This is a genomic window from Dictyobacter aurantiacus (genome assembly GCF_003967515.1).
Taxonomy (GTDB): Bacteria; Chloroflexota; Ktedonobacteria; order Ktedonobacterales; family Ktedonobacteraceae; genus Dictyobacter; species Dictyobacter aurantiacus.
The window spans coordinates 3,499,316-3,521,678 of sequence record NZ_BIFQ01000001.1 but is presented as its reverse complement, the minus strand read 5'-3'; the positions used below and the strand labels follow the sequence as shown (position 1 = coordinate 3,521,678).

Below are 22,363 nucleotides of genomic sequence, written 5' to 3'. Positions count from 1 at the left end.
GCGAGGTCAGGACTGATACGCCTGTACGCTATGGGAGTAAAATAAGCTCACCCTTTACTGCCTGAGCTTCGTCATCAATCAGCAGTTGACCGATACTGCAGGCAGGCTGACGGCGGCGATCATTGGCGCTGCCAGGATTAAAGAGCAGCTGGCCCGCATGTTCCTGATTATAGGGATTGTGGCTATGACCAAATATCACCACGCGCGCCTCGGGAAATTCCTGGCGCGCCGTTCGCGCGTAGGAACGGGCATCGCCCAGAATATGCACGATCCCGATGCGCATCCCACCCACCCTGATCTCTTTTTTGATCGGTAGCGTCATCACCACCTCCTCCTGCTCGACATTTCCCTGCACCGCCACCACGGGAGCGATCGTCTCCAGATCAGATATAACGGATAGCGTCGAGAGATCGCCAGCATGAATGATCAACTCGACGCCGGCGAAATGTTTCCACACCGCCTCTGGCACACGCGGAAAACGCGGACAATGCGTATCAGAGATAACACCTATACGATGTTGCATCTTTGTATCCTCTCTTATTTTGAGATATATTACCTATGGCTTATCCAAGCAGCCATACAGCCATACATAAAAATGAGATGAACCGTTTACAACAGAACTCTAGAGAGAAGGGGCACGTTTAAACGTGCCCAAAATCAGGATATCATATGCGTATTGCGATTATATCTGATATACATGGAAACAAGATAGCGCTGGACACCGTACTGGAGGATCTATCAAAGCAACCGGCTATCGACCAGTTGGTGATCGCGGGCGATCTATGTTTGAATGGGCCCTGTCCCAAAGAGACCCTGGACACCATTCGGCAGCTCCACTGCCCGGTTATCCAGGGCAATGTAGATATGGATGTCGTCACCCAGAACTCAAAGAAGGGAGCCAAAAAGCAGAGCGTGATCGAGTGGACACGCAACCAGATTGGGGAGGAAGGGATCAACTATCTGGCCTCATTGCCTTTCAGTTATCTTGTCTCCAATCCCAATGGCACCGATCTGTTAGTGGTGCATGCCAATCCACTGAATCAGGATGAAGCCATTTTTCCGACCTCACCCGATAGCAAGATTGAGCATCTGTGCGGCGACCTGCGCCCTACCGTAGGGGCTGTGGCCTTTGGACACTATCATGTCGCTTATTCACGGCGCTGGCGCCATCTACTCCTGGTCGATACCGGTAGTTGCGGCCTGCCCCGCGATGGTGATCCACGCGCGTCCTACGCTATTCTGACCTGGCAGGATAATGTCTGGCAAGCCGAACACCGACGCGTCAAGTATGATGTGAAAGCCGTCGTCAAGCAGCTCAAAAATAGCGGCATCCCTACCGTTGACAAGCGTATCAAAGTATTAACTGAAGCGGAATATTGATAAAAATAAATTCATCACACTTGTCAGGTTCCTATCTGGCAAGTTGTTTTAGCCTCTCCAGCTATCCCTCAGGATAAGTAACTCTACTTTCAGCCGTTTGTTGCCCTGGCTGGTTGAACAACGTGTTAGTGACAGCAAATATTTCTTCAAGAGGATGTGTCTGTCAGATTAGAAAAGGAATGCTACCGCCCGCGACATGGGGTTCGCAATGTCATGGTATAGCAGATCCTGACAGTTAGTTCCCGAAGAAAGAAAGGTTGTCATGGCACGGCAAGACTGGACTCCATCGGTATCACCACTGCGGCAGGTCGGGGCTCATCGTGGCCATAGCTGGCTATCAGCCTTGATCATCGGCCTGGCGCTATTCGCGGCCTCAACCATCATACTGTTCATTACGGGCAATTCAAATCTCTATCCAACCGTCATTTTGATTGGTAATTTCCTGATTCCGGTTGTTTTCGTGGCCTTTCTGTACGACCATCAGAATATCAGTCAACTGACCCCCGAAATGGTGGCCAAAAGCTTCTGTCTCGGTGGCATCCTGGGAACACTGGGGGCCGCGACCTTTGAATCATTCCTGATCCGTCCCCCCGGCCCAAACCATGGGCTGACCATAGGAAGTGCCATGATGGTGGGATTAATTGAGGAGGGCTGTAAGATCGTGGCGGTCATGTTTATGGCCCGGCATATGCGCCATGATTCCGCGCTGGACGGATTGCTGCTGGGGGGTTCCGTTGGGATGGGCTTTGCCGCCCTTGAAAGCACCGGCTATGCCTTCACCGCTTTTCTGGCCAGCCAGGGACATATCAGCGCATCAGTGATAGAAACCATCGCCAGGGGCATTCTAGCGCCCTTTGGCCATGGCGTCTGGACGGCCATTCTCGGCTCAGTCCTGTTTCACGAGAGCCTGCCCCATCGCTTCCGTCTGACCTGGAGGGTCATACTGGCCTACCTGTTCGTCTCGTTCTTACATGGATCCTGGGACGGTTTGCCGGCAACCCTCTCTCCCATTTACCTGATTCTCCCTCCCGGCATTCCTATCTCAGCGATCACGATCGCGATCAGCGTCGTTGGGATAACCATCCTTGTCAAGCTATACCACCTGAATTTACACCAGCAGGCCACGCCGGACGCCAGTCGCGCATAGAATATGTCAGATCTTCGTTATGCACGCTTTCTTATGTATGACCTCTCGGTTTGTCAGCATCTATGAGCTGGTGTGACAGGGGCGTGGATGCGCCCCTGTCACACCAGCTCATAAAATCAGTGCAAGGCTATCACCCACCCCCATAATAGCCGGGCGCCACCCTTCGAGAAAGGGTGGCGCCCGCGAATGTCATATTTTTATCCACAAGGGCCTATAAAAAAACAATACATTAGTATAAGGTATAATTGCAGTCGTCGGCAGACGCGATATAACGTAAGCAACGAGCTAAATTAGATGCGGCCATATCTGGAGCCTCTTCTGCACTGGCAGCATCATCACCCAGGTAATTGGCGGCATCACCAGCATCTACCAACTCCAGTTCCTCGATAATGGAGCGTAGCTCTCCGGTCGTGGTCATTGGATATCCTCCAGTCATACAACAGTCAGATTACATGCATTCACTTCCACCTATCCGCGGGCATACCCCCTCTGGCCAGTTAATACATTGGCACGCCCGACTATCTTTAAAGATAGTTTACGTATGCAGAGTAAGCATAAAGTTAGAATATTTGTCTCTGCATCTATTGATACGTTTCATTTTCCAACTCGTCATGTTAGTAGGCCAAAAGGGTGGTTCAACATGTACGTATCGAGTTGGGAAGAAACGTGGTATACTGACGGGGTATAAATGGACGTATCAAAGGGGTAAAGGGATAGGCTGCATAAGCACGAAAAGTGCTATTACAGGCATAATAATTGTGCCTGGGTCAGCAAACCCCCAGCGATAAAAAAGCTGTTTATTTTGACAGATAGCAAACCATATTGTACTCATTCATTTGGAGAGACAATGACGTGTACTCCACACGCAATATGCTTTATGGTACACAATGTGAAATGGTTTTACAGCCACGCTTAATCTGAGTAGCGCAGGCAAACAACGTTCACATCATCCAACCTTCAGGCACGATGAATGAGTCCATGCAAATTGCAGGAGAAATTCATGACGAGTACTCATTATGATGTTGCGGTCATCGGCTCTGGCCCCGGTGGCTATGTAGCTGCCATTCGGGCTGCGCAGCGGGGCGCGAAAGTCGCGATTGTTGAAAAACAATATATGGGCGGCACCTGCCTTAATGTTGGCTGCATTCCATCAAAGGCAATGCTTCACATCGCGGAAACATTGCATGAACTGAACTCCGTTGGTGAGCTCGGTATTACGCTACCTCAGGCACCGGTCTTCGATATGACGAAGGCGGTCGCCTTTAAAGATAAAGTCGTCAAACGCATGACGAGCGGCGTCAGCACCCTGATGAAGGGCAATAATATCGATGTTTTTGATGGTCATGGGAGCGTCGATGCGTCGAAGAACGTTACGGTGACCAAAGACGGCAATACCCAGCAGTTTAGCGCGGATAACATCATCCTGGCTACCGGCTCAGTTCCTTTTATTCCTCAGATGCCGGGTGTCGATGGCGATAAAGTAATGAATAGCGATACCTGCTGGAACCTGCCCAAGACACCCGATAGCCTGATCTGCGTCGGCGGCGGCGTGATCGGCATTGAACTGGCCTGTATGTTCAATGCGCTGGGAACCAGAGTGACGATCCTTGAGATGCTGCCCAATGTGCTGGCGCCCGTGGATGAAGAGGTGCGCAAACTGCTGGTCCGTATCATGACCAAGCGCGGCATTGAGATCGTGACCAACGCCAAAGTTGAGGGCATCGAAGATGCCAATGGCATTAAAAAGGTTACAGCTACGACCGAAAAGGGTCAACAAAATTTCGAGGCCGAATATGTGCTGATGGCCGTCAGCCGTCGCGCCAATACCAGCGGACTGGAACAGCTGATAGAGCAGGGACTCGATACTGATCGCGGACGCGTACGTGTAGATGAGCATATGCGCACTAACCTTCCTGGTATCTACGCGATTGGTGACCTGATCCATGGTGCCGGCCTGGCCCACGTGGCCTCCACAGAGGGTGAAGTCGCATCCGACAATATCACCGGCCACGAGACAACCATGAACTACGACGTCATCCCCAATCCCATCTATACCTTCCCAGAGATCGCCTTTGTGGGTCTGACAGAGGCCGCGGCACGTGAGAAGTATGGCGAGGTCCGCGTCGAGCGCTTCCCCTGGACCGCGATCGGCAAAGCGGTGGCGATCGGTGAGACCGAAGGCTTTACCAAAGTAATCATCGGCAAATATGGTGAATTCCTGGGCGCCCACATCATTGGTCCGGATGCCACCAACCTGATTACCGAGTATTCGCTGGCCATGCGTGGCGAGCTCACGGTTGACGAGATTGAGGAGACCATTCATCCGCATCCCACCCTCAGCGAGGGACTACGCGAAGCCGTACTGGCCGCGCAGGGGCATCCCATCCATATCCCACCCAAAAAACAGGTGGCGGCGCGCGCACGCTAAGACAACTACCTGTCACATTCTTCTATACACCGGCGTGGTATCTTGGAAGTAAGATACCACGCTATTTTTTATAGGAATTTCGGCTGATTTTAATCGATAGATAGGAGTTAATGGATGTGCTTACTGTATGCTAATAGCGAAGTATTCAAAGGAAGCAATTAAACTATCACGGGGTATGGTAAATGAAGCATATTGGCAAGAGAGAAGCACAACAAAATCATCTATTTTTCGCTAAATTCTTGATGGTCAGCTCCATTATTTTGTTACTTACCGCCGCCGTATTGGCAGGATACCTGATCTTCTCCCCCGCACAGACACTCAGGGTGGGCGCGAAAACGACAATTACTCAGCATGTACGACAGACAACGCCGGGTCAATATCAATCTGAAGTCAGGCAGATCGGGCAACACTATATGCAGGCGCTCTTTCAGCAGCAGTATGCCCGGATGTGGGCGATGCTTCATCCCGATGTGCAGAAGATGTGGCCCGGCGAACAGGCATTCGCCGCGTACTGGCAGCGTCGCTTTCACGATTTCAGGCTTAAAAAATTCACGATGGGACAGGTCAGCGATCTCTCGAGCTGGACAAATGCCGAGACCATGAAGGAGTATGAGCAGGTCTCTAGATTGCCAATCTCTCTTCAATTAGATCCTGCCCAACCGTCAGCACCCGATGCGCGGACATCGGGTGCCCTCCTGCACGCAAACGAGCTTTTCCGCAACCTGCCGTTCATCGTGCAGCGCGTGCCGTTTGGCATGGGCAGAGGAGAAGGCAGACAATGGCTGATCCTCAACGGCGGTCCAGCCGATGTAGAGGCCCCCATTCTCCCCCCCGCCAATCCGGTCGCCAAAAAGGTACGCGTCCCCATCCTGATGTATCATTATATTTCAGAGGTACCCGCCCAGGACAAGGCCAATCCCTATAGCTATCGTCCAGGTTTAACCGTAACGCCGACCGTCTTCTCACAGCAGCTGGACTATTTTAAGAGGCTCGGCTATCACACCATCACGTTTAATCAGCTCTTCAGTGCCCTCTACTATGATGGTCCTCTGCCGGATAAGCCAATTATCTTTAGCTTCGACGATGGCTATGTCGACGCCTACACCAATGCTTACCCGATCCTTAGAGCGCATGGCTACACGGGCATGTTCTATATTATCACCGGCAAGGTTGGCTGGAAGGGACAGGCGAGCTGGCCTCAGTTGCGTGAGATGCTGGCCAATGGCATGCAGATGGGCTCGCATACGATCGACCACCGGGCGCTGGGGGATGTGTGGCAGCTCTCGCCTGATGATGCGCGCCATGAACTTGTCACGTCGCGTCAGACCCTGCAGGACCATCTCCAGACGTTCATTCAACAGTTCTGCTACCCCTCGGGAGATCCGCTCAATAAGAACCAGGCACTGGCCTCGACGCAGCATCAGATTCAGGGTGTCATGGCGCTCTTAAATGAGACGGGCTATGTCGGGGCCACCAATGATCCACGCGTGTCCTCCATTGTTCAGGACAGCACCACGCCATATATCATTCATCGCATACGCGTACCGGGCAATGAGGACATTCAAAGCTTTGAAACCGAGATGGCCCCCTTTGTGGCGTAACCAACAATGCATAGAGAGAAGGGGGACCATCGGGGCGCATTAGCGCCCCGATGGTCCCCCTTCTCTCTATGCATTGTTGGTTGACTTAACTCTCTAATTCGCCCTGCTGACGCCTGCGCAAGAGAGCGATCCAGGCCATACGTTCGGCAATTGATACGGGCATAGCAAACGTATATGCCTCATCATGATCTGCATCGGTATTCAACTCAAACTCTAATCGTTTTATGTCCATAGTATTGATGCGTTTACCAGACATGAATTGGTCTGCAGTAACGGAGCTGGAGATCTGCCCCGCGTTTTGCCGTACCAGCATATCATCCATTTCAGCCTCTGAGGATGCGAAGAAGACACGCACGTTTTCTTTAGGAATATAGCTATAGGCACGCAGCAGCGTAAACAGCGCGTGCGGGGACGTCAATAAGGTTGAACGCCACTTCCAAACCATTTGCTGGGTAAGGGCCTGGCAGTGCGAATTTATAGGTTCTGTATTTCCAACAGGGGTTTGCTCTACACAAAATGCAACACGATAATAAATCATTGTTATATGTACCTCTCAACGTATAACCCCACATGCCAGATGGGTACTACTAACCAAGCAGAAACACGTTGGCTAGCCAGGCGAGCTTCTGATTGTTCTTTCCAGGAGATGGAGATCGATGAATAATTGCAATATCTACAATCACTATACGCCATTGTCCCTCTTTTTTGGAGAATGGTAGACCATTTGGGGGGTGCCATCGTTTGCCTATGATAGATTTATGAAGTTTAAAAAGTAGCTCAGGATTTGAGGTGTGGACGCTTACTATGTCCATGTTCTCGCATCTACCGTGCTCAAATTGCTTTTCTTGGAGTAACGTGTTTCCCCCGTACCATAAGAACAAAGCAGGCACCATACTATAAAAAAGGGCGGCGGCATTGTATATACACGCAACCTTCAAGGAAATAGTTGCAGATAGGGGTTTACAAGTCTATAGAAGTGTGCTATTATCTACGCACATGGGGATGTAGCTCAGCTGGTAGAGCGCGACAATCGCACTGTCGAGGTCAGGGGTTCGAGCCCCCTCATCTCCACCTATCGTACCATCGATAGATATCTTGCAAATCGCGTGCACTTGTGCTATAGTACATTTCGTCAAAAGAAAGCGACGAGCAGGAGTAGTAGGTCGCCCTGATTCAGAGAGCAGCCGGATGGTGCGAGGTTGCAACCAAGACCGAACTCGCCTGGGAGCAATAAGTGTGAATTTAGTAACACTTGTCGGTACGCCCGTTATCGCGTATAATAAAGAGTAGATCTTGGTCGCGCGCCAGTTATACATATGCATGGGCTTGTAGCGCAGCTGGTAGAGCGCCTCCATGGCATGGAGGAGGTCAGGGGTTCGAGTCCCCTCAGGTCCACCAACGCCACTTTGATCGAAAATCAGGGTGGTACCACGGAAAAACCTTTCGTCCCTTTTGCGGGCGAAAGGTTTTTTTATTGTTTTATTTAGAGTGATCTGTCAACATTGTGCTGAAGCGCAATGTTGACAGATCACTCTAAATAAAACATGGCTTTTTAAGACAGTTCAAGGCTGTCTGTATATATGGGGAGGAATGATGATTACACATACCAAGTATGATCCGAAGGAAATTGAGGGGAAGTGGCAGGCGCGATGGGAGGCTGATCAGATTTATCATGCTTCCGATGAATCGCCGAAGCCAAATTTCTATCACCTGGTGATGTTCCCGTACCCTTCGGGGGATCTGCATATGGGGCACTGGTATAACTATTCCCCGTTCGATGCCTATGGTCGCTTTAAGCGTATGCAGGGCTATAATGTGATGCAGCCGATCGGCTTCGATGCCTTTGGTCTGCCAGCCGAGAATGCGGCGATCAAGCGTGGCGTTCAGGCGCGTACATGGACGCTGTCGAATATCGAGAATATGCGTAAGCAGTTGCGCGCGATGGGCGCCCAGTGGGATTGGCAGCGCGAGGTGATTACCTGTCTGCCCGACTACTATAAGTGGACGCAGTGGCTGTTCCTGCAGTTCTATAAGAAAGGCCTGGCGTATCGTACCAAGGCGCCGGCCAACTGGTGTCCCGGCTGTAATACGACCCTGGCTAACGAGCAGGTGCTGGCCGATGGTACCTGTGAGCGCTGTGGCAGCGTGGTGATCCGCAAAGAGATCGATCAGTGGCTGCTGAAGATTTCGGCCTACGCCGAGCGTCTGCTGGACTTTTCGGAGGTGGTGGATTGGCCAGAAAAGACCATTACGATGCAACGCAACTGGATCGGCCGCAGCGAGGGTGCTGAGATTCGCTTCAGCGCCGAGATCAATGGCCAGATCGAGGAGGTGCCAGTCTTTACCACCCGTCCCGATACAATCTATGGCGTTACGTTCTTTGTACTGGCACCTGAGCATCCCTGGGTCGAGAAGATTACCACTCCCGATCAGCGGGCCGAGGTCGATGCCTATGTGACGCAGGCGCGGCGCATGACCGAGATCGAGCGCATGAGTACCGAGAAAGAGAAGAGTGGTGTCTTCACAGGCGCCTACGTCACCAATCCTGTCAGCGGTGAGAAGATTCCAGTCTGGATCGCCGACTATGTACTGATGAGCTATGGCGCGGGCGCGATCATGGGTGTACCGGCCCACGATCAGCGCGACTTCGAGTTCGCGCGCAAGTTTGGGATTCCCATTCGCGAGGTGATCCGTACTGAGGGCGAGGAGGCGACCGATCCCGCCACCTGGACGGAGGCGAAGGAGGCCCTGGGCGTGATGGTCAATTCGGGTCCCTTTGATGGGACGCCCGGTGAGGAGTCCAAAGCACGTGTCATCGCCTATATCGAGGAGAAAGGCATCGGTCACAGCAAGATCAATTATCGCCTGCGCGACTGGCTGATCAGTCGCCAGCGCTACTGGGGCGCGCCTATTCCGATCGTCTATTGTCCAGAGCATGGTACGGTGCCAGTTCCAGAGGATCAGTTGCCGGTCTGGCTGCCGGAGAATGTGCAGTTTAAGGCCACCGGTGAGTCGCCGCTGCGCTACGAGCCGGATTTTGTCAACACGACCTGCCCGATCTGCGGTGGACCCGCTACGCGCGAGGCGGATACGATGGATACGTTCATCGACTCTTCCTGGTATTATCTGCGCTATGCCGATCCACACAATGAGACGGCGGCGTGGAGCCCAGAGAAGCTGCAGGATTGGCTGCCAGTCAATCAGTATATCGGTGGTGTTGAGCATGCCATTCTGCACCTGCTGTACTCGCGCTTCTTCGTGAAGGCTCTGCATGATATGGGGCATCTGAACTTTGATGAGCCATTCCAGCGCCTGTTCCACCAGGGAATGGTCCTGGGTTCAGATGGGCAGAAGATGTCGAAGTCACGCGGCAACGTTGAGGCACCCGACAAATACGTCTCTAAATATGGTTCCGACACGGTGCGCTGCTACATGATGTTTATCGGCCCCTTCGATGCGGGCGGCTCATTCCGAGCCGACAACCTGGAGGGCATCTGGCGCTTCCTGAACCGCGTCTGGGCGCTGATTGGCGATACCTGGATCAACACACCCTCGACAAAGGGAAGCAACGAGAGTAAGGCGATTGAGCGCCTGCGCCATAAGACCATCAAGCGTGTAACGGAGGATTTGAGCAACTTCCGTTTCAATACCGCCCTGGCGGCTTTGATGGAGTTCAACAATGCCCTGATTAAACAGCAACGCGATCCGGTCGCGCAGAGCGCCGCTTACCAGGAGGCCCTGGTCACCCTGTTGCAGTTGCTGGCCCCGTTCGCGCCACATATCACCGATGAGCTGTGGCAGCAGATCGGTCACACAGACAGCATCCATACCACCGAATGGCCAGCTTATGTCGAAGAGCTGACCCAGGACGAGGCCTTTACACTGGTGGTCCAGGTCAACGGCAAGGTCAGGGAACGCATGGAAGTGGCCGCCGACATCAGCGAGGAAGAGGTGCGTAAGCTGGCTCTGGAAAACGAACGCGTCCAATCTTTTATTGGTAGCGCCAGTGTCCAAAAAGTCATCTATATTCCTGGCCGCCTGGTTAACATCGTCGTACGCAACGCCTGAGTATAGAACACCCAAAGACTACCATATTCAACCCTTGAGGACCCGCGCACGATCGTGCGCGGGTCCTCAAGGGTTGAAACACAAAAGGGAATATTTTTTACCGCCCTCTTGTTCTTAATTATAGATGGTAGGTAGCGGGCTTGTCCTGACTTCTTGCCTTGATCCCCTGTAGCTTTCAGGCGCGGAGAAGTTGCCACCAATCTCCATTGTAAAGCGTCTATGTAAGTAAGTGTGCTTGTACCTATCAATTCCAGTTCAGGTTGGTATCGTCCGATATGATAATTCATAGCGATACCGAAAAAAAGAGGATTTTACTCAGCCAGGGATGGAACCTTTCTATAGTGTCAAACGTATATAGGGCAGATAGTTCATATAAGCCTGCTCAACAGTATGCAGGTAGCATAGTCGGGGAAAAACCCCTAATTGTGAACTATTTCACACTCTAATTGTCACGCAATCGATAGCAACTGCGATCTTTTCCGCTTATACTTCCTCTTGTAAGAATGGATAGTAGGGAGGAAGGGAAAAAAGCTTGTGAAATCTGGTGGGGGATAAGGTTAAGTTCGTATTTGAAAAAACAACGTCGTAGACGTTTAATATATCAGGGATTTACACCTTGATGTATGCAATCTCTGGTCAGTACCTTAAAAAGCGGAAATCATGCTGCGGTGAAGTGCCTTATGAAGGGCGTTGGTGGAAGGATAAGAAACATGAATACACAACCCTTGGAAATGATACATACTTCGCAGAGTGCAGAAACGGAAACAGACAAGCTGGCTCGTAATGGATTTACTCCAGACGAGATTATTTCCTTGTTCTGGTTGCGGCAATGGTATCAGCATGGCGGAAGTGATCGCGTAGAAGTGCTCCGTCAGCTGGAATTCCTGAAATTGCTTGTTGTCAATGGCAAGATTAAACCCTAATTATTCAGGAAGCTACTACACTCTATTTTAGGTGCGCAACATTTTATTTACGGAGGGGCTCCCAACCGATGGTTGGGAGCCCCTTCGCTTTGTTCGCGCCTACGGCGCTCACAAGAGTTTTGAAGTAGTGCGTTGTGGGATCCCGCATCGCGCTCAGCGCGATGCAGGATCCCACAACGCACTACTTCAAAACAATACATGGATGGGTGCGACACAACACAGTGGGTGCGGATGCACCCACTGTGTTGTGTCGCACCCATCCCTAAAAAACAGGGCGGCCGCGTATGCGGCCGCCCGAGCGAGAGCGGCAGGATGCGCTCTCCTCGCATCAGCGATGCGAGGAGAGCGCATCCTGGTACTGCTCTTTCCAGCAATGGAGCCCTTTGACATAGGGATCCACCTGCTGCATCAGCCAGTAGGTGGAGGCTATGCGCACCTTGGTCTGCAGGGGAACGCTGGCCCGCATGGTAAAAACATCAAAATTATTGCTGCGAATGCGATCCAGGATGCAACGATAGAGGGTACCACTCAGACGTACGGCCAGCCGACAGTCGGCTTCTAAGAGATCGACGCCGGGGATGGCCCTCTGGTAATAATGCTCTGCCCGCTCCATCTGGAAACAGACCAGTTCGCGGAATGCATCGTTAATGACTCCACGCATCAGATCATTTTCGCTATACCCGAACTGCTTCAGTTCATCTAACGGAAGATAGATGCGATCCCGGCGCGCGTCTTCACCAATATCACGCAGGATATTTGTCAATTGCAAGGCGATGCCCAGGTCGACGGCATAATTTAACGCACTGTCATCCTCATAACCAAATATCGGCGAGGTCAGCAGGCCCACAGTTCCGGCCACGCGATAGCAATAGAGATATAGTTCCTCAAAGTTGGAATAGCGCTGCTGATTAAGGTCCATTTCGACGCCGCTCAAGAGATCTAACACCGGATTAAGCGGAACAGTATAGTAACCCAGCATGTGCTCCCAGGCCTGCAGGATCGGATTATCGGTCGCCACTCCCCGCTCATACAGACGCGTCAGATCACTACGCCAGCCATCGATGGCCCTGTCCGGAGCGATCACCCCCCGCAAGTGCCCCACCACCGGGGCGGCCCCCTCTACCTCCTCATCAACGATATCATCCACCATACGACAGAAGGCATAAATTGCCCAGACCGCCTGCCTCTTTGGTTGTGGCAAAAAGAGTGATCCCCAGTAAAAGGTCTTCGATGCTCGTTGAGTCAACTGACGACAGTATTCATAAGCATCTGTTACCTGCTGTACCTGTCGCATCCTCTATCTCCTGTTCATTCTTCGTTTGGGGCCAGCAGTCGCATTCCTGAAAGATACATAATCGACCGATTATCCCCCTGCCAACAGGATACTTCATTCAACAGTGTAAAAATACAAATATTACAGCCGCTGTAGAAAAAACGCATCCTATTATCAGTATAAATTTCACAATCTTAGAAAAAGTATTCGTATATGACCGCATCATGATCACAATATAGATGTAAGTTCGTTATAAAAATGGGTAACATAGCAGGAAACATTGGCAGGTATACCCCAGCAATCAAACCCGGGCGCTACAGTCTACGTAGATATGTTTGACCGATACGTGAGTACAGATCGACCGCGGTCGTTTGATCATACAGTAAATAACAATAGAGCAAGGAATTCTATGCGTATCATTCTCTATCTTGGTAAAGGTGGCGTTGGCAAAACCACCGTTTCGGCCGCTACTGCTGTCCGAGCCGCAGCCCAGGGAAAACGCACCCTGGTGGTGAGTACCGATCTTGCCCATAGCCTCGCGGATTGTCTACAGACCAATCTGACCTCTGAACCCAGGGAACTGGCAACCAACCTGTGGGCACAGGAAGTTAATGCCCTGGATGAGATGCGCCAGGGATGGGGAAAGTTACAGGAGTCTATGACCAAAACCCTGCGCAAGCAAGGGATTAACGCGGTGCTGGCCAACGAGTTGGCGCTGATCCCGGGCATGGATGAGATTGTCAGCCTGATCAACATTTATCGCAATGCGCGCGATGGCAATTTTGAGGTCGTGGTTATCGATGCCGCGCCCACCGGCGAGACCGTGCGACTCCTGAGCATGCCCGATACCTTTCAGTGGTATGCCGGTCGCATCATGGGCCTGCAAAACAACCTGGGCTTTGCTCGTCCCCTGCTCAAGGCGGTCCTTCCCATCCCCACGTCCGAGATTGTCGATGCCGTCAATGCCCTGAGCGAACGCGTGAAAACGCTGCGCGAGGTCTTAAGCGATCCGACCGTCAGCTCCTATCGGCCCGTCGTCAATCCCGAACGCATGGTGATCAAGGAAGCGTTACGCGCCGAAACCTACCTGGCGCTCTTTGGCTATCCAATCGACGCGGTCGTCTGCAATCGTGTCATTCCTGCCGGCGATTATCAGGATGCCTTTATGCAGGACATCTACCAGACGCAGGAGAAGCTGCGCCAGCGCATCCATCAGACCTTCGCGCCGCTGCCGGTCTGGGAGGCTCCCTATCGTTCACGCGAGATCCTGGGCATCGATGCGCTAGGAGAGTTGGCCACCACCATCTTCGGCACCAATGATCCCACCCAGGTCTTCCATCGCGGTCCCATCCAGGAGATCGTGCAGGATGGCGATACCTATATCCTGCGCTTACCCTTGCCGCATGTCGAGATGGATAAAGTGTCGATGAGCAAAAATGGCGATGAGATGGTGGTCGAGATCGGCAATTTCAAGCGCGACATTACACTGCCCTCAATTCTGGCCAATCAGGAGGCGACCGTGGCTCGCTTCGTCAATCGGGCGCTGGAGATCCATTTCAGCGCGCCGTCAGAGCAAACGAATAAATCGGCCTGAATTGGAACATGTGTCAAGTACAAAAACAAGAAGAAGCCCGGGTGGGCTTCTTCTTGTTTTTGTACTTGACACATGTTCCAATTACACTCTATTATGGACGCTGAATATTGAACATCATAGTACAGAGTAAAACATCGTATTTATGCCAAACAGCAATACTGCAACACTTACAACCTATATTGAGCGTGCGCGCAAAGTGCTACAGCACGAGCAGCGTATGAATCACCAGGACCTGGCAATAAAGCCTGGTGGAGTGGAGGCGTTTACGGCGCGCTGGTACTCTGATACGAGCGCGCTCTGCGAAAGTACGGGTCAGGACGCCGGTCCACTACAACGCTTCACCGAATATCTCCATGGCTATCATCAACAAGATCCAATTCAGCGCGCCGCCAGCCTGCGGGCGGCCCTGGCAATTCTCAATGAATTGGAAACAGCCACGCCAGACACGCCAGCAGCAACGCGAGCTAACAGCAAAACGGTATCCCCACCGCCCACGACCAGCTCGCCCGCCAATGCGCGAGCGCAAAAAACGGTAGAACCACGCAAGGTGGCTCCCCCGGCGGCAAAAGCCAATCTGGCCGCCCAAACTTCCTCCACTAATGGCAACCATGGTAAGTCTGCAGCCACGCCCAGACAAGCCAGGAGCAAAGAGTCCGGCCAGGATACGCCCAATCCTATTCGGCTGGAAGCTGGCATGAGCCAGGGGCATACCTCGTTGACGCTGTTGAGCGCCGATATCACCGCCATTCCAGGTGTTGGTCCTACGGCAGCAACACGCCTACACTCATTGGGACTGCGTACGGTGCGCGACCTGCTCTTCTATTTTCCACGCGAGCATCGCGACTATAGTCAGTTGACCAGGATCGCCGATGTGCCGTTCAATGAGGTCACCACAACAATGGGGCTGATATGGGAAGTGGAGATGAAGCGCACCGGCAATGGGCGTACGCGCACCATCGCCACCATCTCCGACGAGACGGGGAAGCTCTACGTCTCCTGGTTTAATCAGCCGTACCTGCAAAAGCAGCTACAGGCCGCGCACGGTACCTATCTGGTCGTAACCGGTGTCAAGCAGCGCTTTGGCAACAAGGTCGAGTTCTCGGTGCGCAGCCATGAATTGCCGGAACAGGGCGATCTGCTCAATACGGGGCGCATGGTTCCCATCTATCCGTTGACCGAAGGGCTGAGCGCCAAAACGCTGCGCCGCTTCACCAAGTATGTGGTCGACCGCTACGCGAAGATGGTACCGGACCATCTTCCGACCTCTATCCAGTCCGCCGGTCGCCTGATGATGCTCTCACGCGCTATCGAGCAGATCCACTATCCCGATAACGAAGAGCTGCGTGCCAGCGCCCATCATCGGCTGGCGTTTGATGAGCTGTTTATGCTGCAGCTGGGGATGCAGGAGCGGCGCGCACGCTGGCAGCACGAGGCGAAGGACGGCAACGCATTTACACGCTACGACCATCGTATCTTTCTCAATCCAGGCCAGCATAACGCCGTGGCGGATCAGAAAAAAGCACAGTCCGATCCATCTGCTTCCCCTTTGTTAGGCTCGACGCTCTGGTCGGTCATCGCCACCGACAAACCATTTGAGGGCACGCTACCCTTCTCGTTTACCGCCGCTCAGAACCGTGTTATCAACGAGATTTTCCGCGACATGGCCAAAAGCAAGCCGATGTGCCGTCTCTTGCAAGGCGATGTCGGAGCCGGTAAAACAGCGGTGGCGGCAGCCGCGCTCCTGTTGACGGCTCTCAATGGCTACCAGGGCGCGATCATGGCCCCGACCGAACTGCTGGCCGAGCAGCATGCCCGCAGCATCAGCGCCATGCTGGAGCCGTTCGGCGTCCAGACGGTCCTGTTGACAGGTAGCCAGCGCCAGCGCGAACGCAACGCGGCACGCCAGGCCCTGGAATCCGGCCAGGCCGCGGTCGCCATCGGCACCCATGCCTTGATCCAGGATGATGTCAACTTCCACAGCCTGGGGCTGGTCATCGTCGACGAGCAGCATCGCTTTGGCGTTGAGCAGCGGGACGCGCTACGCCAGAAGGGTCTGCATCCACATATGCTGGTCATGACGGCGACCCCCATTCCGCGCACGCTAGCCCTTACCCTGTATGGAGACCTGGATGTATCGGTCATCGACCAGCTTCCACCGGGAAGGCAGAAGATCATCACGCGCTGGCGCACCGGCGCCCGGCGCAACGAGGCCTATACCCAGATCGCTCATCAGGTCGCAGAAGGGCGCCAGGCCTTTATTATCTGCCCTTTGATTGAAGAGTCGGAGTCTTTATCAGCCAAGGCCGCTACCACCGAATATGAACGCTTACAGCGCGAAGTATTTCCCAATCTGCGCCTGGGACTGCTGCATGGCGCGATGAAGCCAGCGGAAAAGGATCAGATTATGCATAGTTTCCGCGATCATGAATTGGACATCCTGGTGGCCACCTCGGTTATCGAGGTAGGCATCGACGTGCCAAATGCCACTGTCATGGTGATTGAAGACGCCGATCGCTTTGGCCTCTCGCAGCTCCACCAGTTCCGTGGCCGTGTTGGCCGTGGCAAACATCAATCCTACTGCTACGTCTTAAGCGCGGAGGCTAGCATCCAGGCTCAGGAGAGGCTAGGAGTCTTTCAGGATACCGACGATGGCTTTAAGCTCTCAGAAGAGGACCTGCGGCTGCGTGGTCCCGGTGACTTCATCGGTGTGCGCCAGAGTGGCATGCCAGAACTGCGCATCGCGGATTTCAGCGATACAGCCCTGATCGAGCAGGCACGCACACTGGCCGAACAGCTCTGGCAAAGCGATCCATACCTGCGTAAGCCAGAACATGCCCCCCTGCGGGAACGCATGTACCTCTTCTGGCAGAACTTCATGCCCCATTGAAGATAGCTTGAATTGCATACGACACCGTTACCTGTGCATAACACGTGCTATAGATAGCGGATAGTTTGTATAGTTCCCTACTGGGAGAGGACCCCTTATATGAAACTTCTGGTTTTCAATGCCGGATCGAGCAGCCATAAGAGTAGCCTGTACGAAGTTACCGATCAACTGCCCGCCACGGCACCCGAGCCTCTATGGGCGGCGGAGGCCGATTGGACAAAAACACAGGGCAAAACAGATCTCAAGATAACGGCTCATGGTCAGACCAGCGAGCAAGAATTGTCGACCGACACGCGAACCGAGGTCATCAGCCAGATGCTTAAGACGCTCTGGAGTGGCGATACAAAGGTCATTGATGATCTTTCAGAGATTGCGGTAGTGGGACATCGCGTTGTCCATGGTGGCCCCGAGTTCACCACCAGTGTACGCATCAACCAGCAGGTGAAGGATGACATTCAGAAGCTGGCCGTATTCGCTCCTTTACACAATCCAGCTGACCTGGAAGGCATTAACACCATTGAGCAGATCAAGGGTGACATACCGCAGGTAGCGGTATTTGACACATCGTTCCACCGACAGATGCCTCTCGAAGCAAAGGTCTATCCCGGTCCATACGAGTGGTACGAGCAAGATATCCAGCGCTACGGCTTTCATGGCATCAGTCACCAGTACTGCACACGGCGCAGCGCCCAGATTCTGGGCAAAGATATTGGAGAGCTACGGCTGGTCAATTGTCATCTCGGCAATGGCTGCTCGCTGGCGGCAATCAAGAATGGACGCAGTATCGACACCACAATGGGCTTTACACCGCTGGAAGGTCTGATGATGGGCACACGCTCCGGCTCCATTGACCCCAGTATCCTGCTCTACCTGGAGCGCGAAAAAGGCTATAACGCGGACAGGCTGGACCAGACATTGAACAAACAATCAGGACTCAAGGGCGTCTCTGGCATCTCAAGCGATGTACGTGCTATCCGTAAAGAAATTCAGGCGGGCAACGAACGCGCCAACCTGGCGCTCGCTATCTTCACCCATCGTCTGCGCTCCGCCATTGGTAGCATGATCGCCACCCTCGGGGGGATCGACGTGTTAACCTTTACCGGGGGCATCGGCGAACATGACTCCGGCATACGAGCCAGCGCCTGTGAAAACTTCAGCTTCATGAACCTGAAGATAGATCAGCAGAAAAATAACGCTTCACCAGTTGATACAGACATCGCCACCGCTGACTCCACGGTACGCGTGCTGGTCGTCCACACGCAAGAGGACTGGGAGATCGCCCGCGAATGCTGGGGCATCGTCAAACAAAAATAGCGCAGACAACTGGTGAACGAACAGAGCATCCAGGACCATCGATTGCTCTGCAGTACCCTGTATACTAAATGAAACTACAAACGCAGGTAGAGCGTGGTTATAGTAAGCAGTACGATACAAAAACAAATAAATTCAATATAGCACTCAGCAAGCGAAAGGAGGGCGTATGGCTAATCTATTAGATCGCTTGACATCTAATCCATCGCAAGCAAAATACGACCGGGCACAAGAGAAAACCCAGCAGGCCCAGTCGTCGGCGCAGTCAACCTATGAGAACCTCAAAGATGCTGCACAACTTGCGTACGAGGCCACGAAAGACGCCGCGCAGTCAACCTATGGCGCCACAAAAGATACGGCGCAGTCAACCTATGGCAATGTAAAGTCTGGTTTGACCAAAACACAGGGTGCCATCCTGGCTGGAGCTGGTACAGCCGGTCTCCTGCTTAAAGATAGGCAGAAGCAGAACAAAAAGGATTGGAAACGCTTCAAGAAAAATCAGAAGAAAGCACAAAAGGGCTTTTTGTCCTTCCAGTCAAAGACTCAGGATACGGCCAGCTCACGCTTGAGCAAAACTCAGGATGCCCTGTTAAGTGGCGCATCGGTGGCTCAGGATCTGCTGGGAACTGGCACGCAGAAAGCCCAGGACGTGTTAGGAACCGGGTCCCAACTGGCACAGGAGCTGCTCGAGAAGAATAGCAAGAAGGCTCAGAAGAATCTGCAAAAAGCTCAGAAGCAGTTGAGTCATTTGCAGGAGAATATCCAGGGCAACGTAGGGCCAGGTTTAGCGACCGCCCAGGACGTCCTGAATAAAAGCTCGAAGCAGGCGCAAAAAAACCTGAAGAAAGCAGCTTCGAACGTTAAAGACTTCCCTGAATCTGTTCAGGATCAGTATGCGCACTATCAGCACAAGCGCCAGCGGGCAAGAAAATTGTTCCGACTGGGCCTGATCGTGGGTATCGCTGCCGCTCTGTTCTATACACCCCGTACGGGTGCGCAAATGCGTAGCCTCATCGCTGCCCAATGGGCAAAATATCGCGTATACCTCGGCATTTAGTAATGCCTGACGGGCATACAAAAGTAACAAGAAGGGAGCGCCTGCTAACGCGGAGCGCTCCCTTCTTGTTGCCTATGGCGTAATTACAATCCCTGAGCCAATGGCGACTCATCATAATGCTGGAGGAGATCTGCTGGCCCATCGTAAATGGCTACTGCACCTTTGAGATCCTGGTCGCTCCATCCACCAGAACGAAAAGCGATGGTGGGCACAGAGGCCTGATTGGCCGCTTCGATATCATAGGCGGTATCACCTGTCATTATCAGTTCCTGAGGGCTTAATTTGATCCTCTCAATGGCCACATGCACTACATCTGGATCGGGCTTAGATTGCGGCGCGTCCCTGGAGGTAGTTGCATTCTCAAACAGATCCTCGATATGTGGACCAATGAGCTGTAATAGATTCTTTAAATCGTCGGGATCAGATGAGGTCGCGATCACCAGCTTCAATCCCTTATCATGCATGTGCCGCAGAAGGTCTGCGGCCCCCGGCAGCGCCTTCACCGTCTGCAGGTATTTCTGCTTAAAAATTTCTTTACGCCGCTTACTGATGCGCTCTCCTTCGGGACTGTCCTTGGCGATATTCAAGGACTCGGGTAAAACTTTATCCCCACCCATTCCAATCATAGGCGCAACTTTTTCAAAGGCCACATGATGTCCAGCTTCTTCCATCGCGTCTACCCACGACCTGGCATGGGCCTCATTACTCTCTATCAGGGTTCCATCAATATCTAGAATAACGCCTTTGATCGGCCGTTTCTGTGACATATAAACATACTCCTCACTCTCAAATTCTCTCCATCAAAATGTTTGATGAGAGACTGGCACATTCCTATCACTCATCAGCCTGCGCAAAAGGATACGTATCTGAAATATCATGCGGGCTTGAATGGCGAACCACAACCGGATAAGATTAAATAGATAGATAGTCCAATATATTTTTATGAAAGAGAAATGTCACATGCAGGCTCGCACGCCTTACTCTGTCGCCGCTGGAGCACTTTTACCGGCCGTAAGTTGCTGGGGAATGGCACCGGTAGCCACACGTTATCTACTCACTGATCTGACACCTATACAGATCATCCTGATCAGATTTGCTATCTCCACCATATTATTATTGCCGCCACTGCTACAACTACGGCGGCAGCGCTGGTCAAGAGTGGAGATCGGCCTGGCTATTTTGTGTGGCCTGCTCAATAGTATTGGATATAATCTGACCGTAGCCTTCGGGCTTCATTTTATTGCCGCCAGTCTGGGTGGCATCCTGATTGCCACCGAGCCGATCTGGATTCTACTGCTATCGCTCTTGATTACCCATGAACGTCCCCACTGGTCTATCTGGCTGGGATTTGTCGTGGCGGCCATCGGAATTGGCGTCGGAACGCTGCTGGGCAATACCAGAGATATCTCACTCACCGGCACCCAGATCTTTGGCGCGGGGCTCACACTGCTAGCAGCCTTTATGTGGTCGGCCTACACGATATTGATACGACCGCTGACCGCGAAATATGGGGCCAGCAGCTGTACGGCGTTGACCACGTTCATTGGCACTCTGCCATTATTTGTTTTCTATACGCCACAGGTAGCGACCAATGTGCTGCATTTGAATGTCTACGGCTGGCTGGCGCTCTGCTTGTTGACCGTGGGCAGTACCGTCATCGCCACTATGCTATGGAATTATGGTGTAGCTTCCATGCCCGGTTCGCAGGCAGGGCTCTTCCTCTACCTGGTGCCGCTAATCAGTGTTATCGGAGGTGCGCTCTTTTTGCATGAGGTTATCACGGCAGGCGTACTCATCAGCGGCGTACTCATCCTGGCAGGAGTCTGTATAGCTCAGGCCCGGCAATTTATGCAACAACGTCCCGCGCGGGAGCCGCTTAAATATACGTAGTTTGTGCCTGCGCACCCAGAATCTTCCGTAGCAGAACCTTGGCCCGGTGAAAATATGTTTTGGCGGTGGCTTCTGGCATCGACAACACCTTTCCAATCTCCGAGAAGCTGAGCTGTGAGGCATAGCGCAACACAACAACCGAGCGGAACTTGGGTGGCAAGGAATCAATGGCCTGGTGCAGGTGGAGTTGCAGATCGTGGCGCTCCATCAATTCCTCGGGCAGGGGTCCGGGATCGGGTATATCGTTCAAAACCGAGAATTCGCCATCAGCATTCTCTACTTCTAGTTGAGAAAAATGGATCGCATAGCGATGGCGGCGCCGCAATTCATCCACGCAACAGTTACGCGCAACCTGGAATAACCATGACTTGAACGGCTCACCGGTTCCCAGTTTGGGGAGCGAAATGTAAAAGCGCAAGAAAACCTGCTGCAAAACATCGCAGGCCAGATCATAGTCCCCCAGAAAGCGACAGATAAAGTTGAAGAGAGGGGTATGATATCTGCGTACCAGCAGCTCAAAGGCGAGTTGATCTCCATCTATAATCATCTTAGCCAATACGGCATCAGAGATTTCTGGCGAAGAAGATTGCATACTTTCTTGAGTTCGCACGGGTAACCTCTTCATTTCTGAATGGATTTATGTTCTATCAGCCATTCACTTTTATAGATACTAGCATATACTCTTCAAACAATAATTTCAATGGAATTTCTGTTGAATAAAGCTCTACTTATCTATAAAAAGTCGTAAAGAGGCAATCTCTGAGGGGATTGGGGGAGTTGAAAAGAGAAAAAGAAGTTTCGTGG

The 22,363-nt window shown here is 52.5% G+C and carries 17 protein-coding genes and 2 tRNA genes; 13 read left to right on the top strand and 6 right to left on the bottom strand.

Translation table 11 applies throughout. The features are described 5' to 3' along the window. Positions 1 to 28: 28 nt before the first annotated feature. Positions 29 to 523, bottom strand: coding sequence for a metallophosphoesterase family protein (locus KTT_RS14285; RefSeq protein WP_126596609.1), 495 nt, complete (start codon positions 521 to 523; stop codon positions 29 to 31). A gap of 146 nt (positions 524 to 669) precedes the next feature. On the opposite strand from KTT_RS14285, the gene KTT_RS14280 reads away from it, so the two are divergent. Beyond that, positions 670 to 1,380, top strand: coding sequence for a metallophosphoesterase family protein (locus KTT_RS14280; protein WP_126596608.1), 711 nt, complete (start codon positions 670 to 672; stop codon positions 1,378 to 1,380). Positions 1,381 to 1,642: 262 nt separating this feature from the next. After that, a complete protein-coding gene (locus KTT_RS14275) occupies positions 1,643 to 2,527 on the top strand; it encodes a PrsW family intramembrane metalloprotease (RefSeq protein ID WP_126596607.1) in 885 nt (294 codons plus the stop codon). Positions 2,528 to 2,756: 229 nt separating this feature from the next. Here KTT_RS14275 and KTT_RS14270 read toward each other — a convergent pair whose 3' ends face one another. Further along, entirely contained in the window at positions 2,757 to 2,945 is a 189-nt protein-coding gene (locus KTT_RS14270) for a hypothetical protein (RefSeq protein WP_126596606.1), read from the bottom strand. A 582-nt stretch (positions 2,946 to 3,527) separates the two neighbouring features. On the opposite strand from KTT_RS14270, the gene lpdA reads away from it, so the two are divergent. Then, positions 3,528 to 4,955, top strand: coding sequence for a dihydrolipoyl dehydrogenase (gene lpdA / locus KTT_RS14265; protein WP_160145862.1), 1,428 nt, complete (start codon positions 3,528 to 3,530; stop codon positions 4,953 to 4,955). A gap of 182 nt (positions 4,956 to 5,137) precedes the next feature. Then, the gene (locus KTT_RS14260) at positions 5,138 to 6,556 is read left to right on the top strand and encodes a polysaccharide deacetylase family protein (protein ID WP_126596604.1); all 1,419 of its coding nucleotides are present in this window, start codon (positions 5,138 to 5,140) and stop codon (positions 6,554 to 6,556) included. Positions 6,557 to 6,641: 85 nt separating this feature from the next. Here KTT_RS14260 and KTT_RS14255 read toward each other — a convergent pair whose 3' ends face one another. Then, positions 6,642 to 7,094 carry a hypothetical protein gene (locus tag KTT_RS14255; protein WP_126596603.1) on the bottom strand — a complete coding sequence of 151 codons (453 nt, stop codon included), beginning with the start codon at positions 7,092 to 7,094 and terminating at the stop codon, positions 6,642 to 6,644. A gap of 460 nt (positions 7,095 to 7,554) precedes the next feature. Here KTT_RS14255 and KTT_RS14250 point away from each other — a divergent pair. The 4 genes from KTT_RS14250 to KTT_RS14235 all read left to right on the top strand — a co-directional run bounded on the left by KTT_RS14250 (position 7,555) and on the right by KTT_RS14235 (position 11,547). Then, positions 7,555 to 7,627 (top strand) — tRNA-Ala (locus KTT_RS14250). 251 nt (positions 7,628 to 7,878) lie between these two features. Continuing rightward, positions 7,879 to 7,954 (top strand) — tRNA-Ala (locus tag KTT_RS14245). A 195-nt stretch (positions 7,955 to 8,149) separates the two neighbouring features. Continuing rightward, entirely contained in the window at positions 8,150 to 10,624 is a 2,475-nt protein-coding gene (gene leuS, locus KTT_RS14240; protein WP_126599621.1) for a leucine--tRNA ligase, read from the top strand. A gap of 710 nt (positions 10,625 to 11,334) precedes the next feature. Then, entirely contained in the window at positions 11,335 to 11,547 is a 213-nt protein-coding gene (locus KTT_RS14235; RefSeq protein ID WP_126596602.1) for a hypothetical protein, read from the top strand. A gap of 328 nt (positions 11,548 to 11,875) precedes the next feature. Here the strand turns inward: KTT_RS14235 and KTT_RS14230 are convergent, their stop codons facing one another. Then, entirely contained in the window at positions 11,876 to 12,841 is a 966-nt protein-coding gene (locus KTT_RS14230) for a phytoene/squalene synthase family protein (RefSeq protein ID WP_126596601.1), read from the bottom strand. 388 nt (positions 12,842 to 13,229) lie between these two features. On the opposite strand from KTT_RS14230, the gene KTT_RS14225 reads away from it, so the two are divergent. The 4 genes from KTT_RS14225 (at position 13,230) to KTT_RS14210 (ending at position 19,669) form a co-directional block, all read left to right on the top strand. Then, positions 13,230 to 14,414, top strand: a complete 1,185-nt coding sequence (locus KTT_RS14225) for an ArsA family ATPase (RefSeq protein WP_126596600.1) — start codon at positions 13,230 to 13,232, stop codon at positions 14,412 to 14,414. A 142-nt stretch (positions 14,415 to 14,556) separates the two neighbouring features. Further along, positions 14,557 to 17,301: an ATP-dependent DNA helicase RecG gene (gene recG, locus KTT_RS14220; protein WP_126596599.1), complete on the top strand. Its 2,745-nt coding sequence runs from the start codon at positions 14,557 to 14,559 to the stop codon at positions 17,299 to 17,301. Between the two features lie 99 nt (positions 17,302 to 17,400). After that, positions 17,401 to 18,615 (top strand): acetate/propionate family kinase, encoded by a 1,215-nt coding sequence (locus tag KTT_RS14215; RefSeq protein ID WP_126596598.1) that lies wholly within the window; start codon positions 17,401 to 17,403, stop codon positions 18,613 to 18,615. A 166-nt stretch (positions 18,616 to 18,781) separates the two neighbouring features. Next, complete coding sequence (locus tag KTT_RS14210; RefSeq protein WP_126596597.1) at positions 18,782 to 19,669, top strand: hypothetical protein; 888 nt, start codon at positions 18,782 to 18,784, stop codon at positions 19,667 to 19,669. 83 nt (positions 19,670 to 19,752) lie between these two features. Here KTT_RS14210 and KTT_RS14205 read toward each other — a convergent pair whose 3' ends face one another. Then, on the bottom strand, positions 19,753 to 20,436 hold the full coding sequence (locus tag KTT_RS14205; RefSeq protein WP_126596596.1) for an HAD family hydrolase: 684 nt from the start codon (positions 20,434 to 20,436) through the stop codon (positions 19,753 to 19,755). A gap of 193 nt (positions 20,437 to 20,629) precedes the next feature. Between KTT_RS14205 and KTT_RS14200 the strand changes: the two genes are divergently transcribed. Then, a complete protein-coding gene (locus tag KTT_RS14200; RefSeq protein WP_160145861.1) occupies positions 20,630 to 21,559 on the top strand; it encodes a DMT family transporter in 930 nt (309 codons plus the stop codon). Here the strand turns inward: KTT_RS14200 and KTT_RS14195 are convergent. Further along, the gene (locus tag KTT_RS14195; protein WP_126596594.1) at positions 21,546 to 22,169 is read right to left on the bottom strand and encodes an RNA polymerase sigma factor; all 624 of its coding nucleotides are present in this window, start codon (positions 22,167 to 22,169) and stop codon (positions 21,546 to 21,548) included. The genes KTT_RS14200 and KTT_RS14195 overlap by 14 nt on opposite strands. Between the last annotated feature and the right edge of the window lie 194 nt (positions 22,170 to 22,363).

Coding starts and splice junctions, on each gene's coding strand:
- KTT_RS14260 (WP_126596604.1), top strand. CDS start 5,138: ATGAAGCATATTGGCAAGAGAGAAGCACAACAAAATCATCTATTTTTC.
- KTT_RS14205 (WP_126596596.1), bottom strand. CDS start 20,436: ATGTCACAGAAACGGCCGATCAAAGGCGTTATTCTAGATATTGATGGA.
- KTT_RS14235 (WP_126596602.1), top strand. CDS start 11,335: ATGAATACACAACCCTTGGAAATGATACATACTTCGCAGAGTGCAGAA.
- leuS (WP_126599621.1), top strand. CDS start 8,150: ATGATTACACATACCAAGTATGATCCGAAGGAAATTGAGGGGAAGTGG.
- recG (WP_126596599.1), top strand. CDS start 14,557: ATGCCAAACAGCAATACTGCAACACTTACAACCTATATTGAGCGTGCG.
- KTT_RS14285 (WP_126596609.1), bottom strand. CDS start 523: ATGCAACATCGTATAGGTGTTATCTCTGATACGCATTGTCCGCGTTTT.
- KTT_RS14210 (WP_126596597.1), top strand. CDS start 18,782: ATGGCTAATCTATTAGATCGCTTGACATCTAATCCATCGCAAGCAAAA.
- lpdA (WP_160145862.1), top strand. CDS start 3,528: ATGACGAGTACTCATTATGATGTTGCGGTCATCGGCTCTGGCCCCGGT.
- KTT_RS14270 (WP_126596606.1), bottom strand. CDS start 2,945: ATGACCACGACCGGAGAGCTACGCTCCATTATCGAGGAACTGGAGTTG.
- KTT_RS14225 (WP_126596600.1), top strand. CDS start 13,230: ATGCGTATCATTCTCTATCTTGGTAAAGGTGGCGTTGGCAAAACCACC.
- KTT_RS14230 (WP_126596601.1), bottom strand. CDS start 12,841: ATGCGACAGGTACAGCAGGTAACAGATGCTTATGAATACTGTCGTCAG.
- KTT_RS14215 (WP_126596598.1), top strand. CDS start 17,401: ATGAAACTTCTGGTTTTCAATGCCGGATCGAGCAGCCATAAGAGTAGC.
- KTT_RS14255 (WP_126596603.1), bottom strand. CDS start 7,094: ATGATTTATTATCGTGTTGCATTTTGTGTAGAGCAAACCCCTGTTGGA.
- KTT_RS14200 (WP_160145861.1), top strand. CDS start 20,630: ATGCAGGCTCGCACGCCTTACTCTGTCGCCGCTGGAGCACTTTTACCG.
- KTT_RS14280 (WP_126596608.1), top strand. CDS start 670: ATGCGTATTGCGATTATATCTGATATACATGGAAACAAGATAGCGCTG.
- KTT_RS14275 (WP_126596607.1), top strand. CDS start 1,643: ATGGCACGGCAAGACTGGACTCCATCGGTATCACCACTGCGGCAGGTC.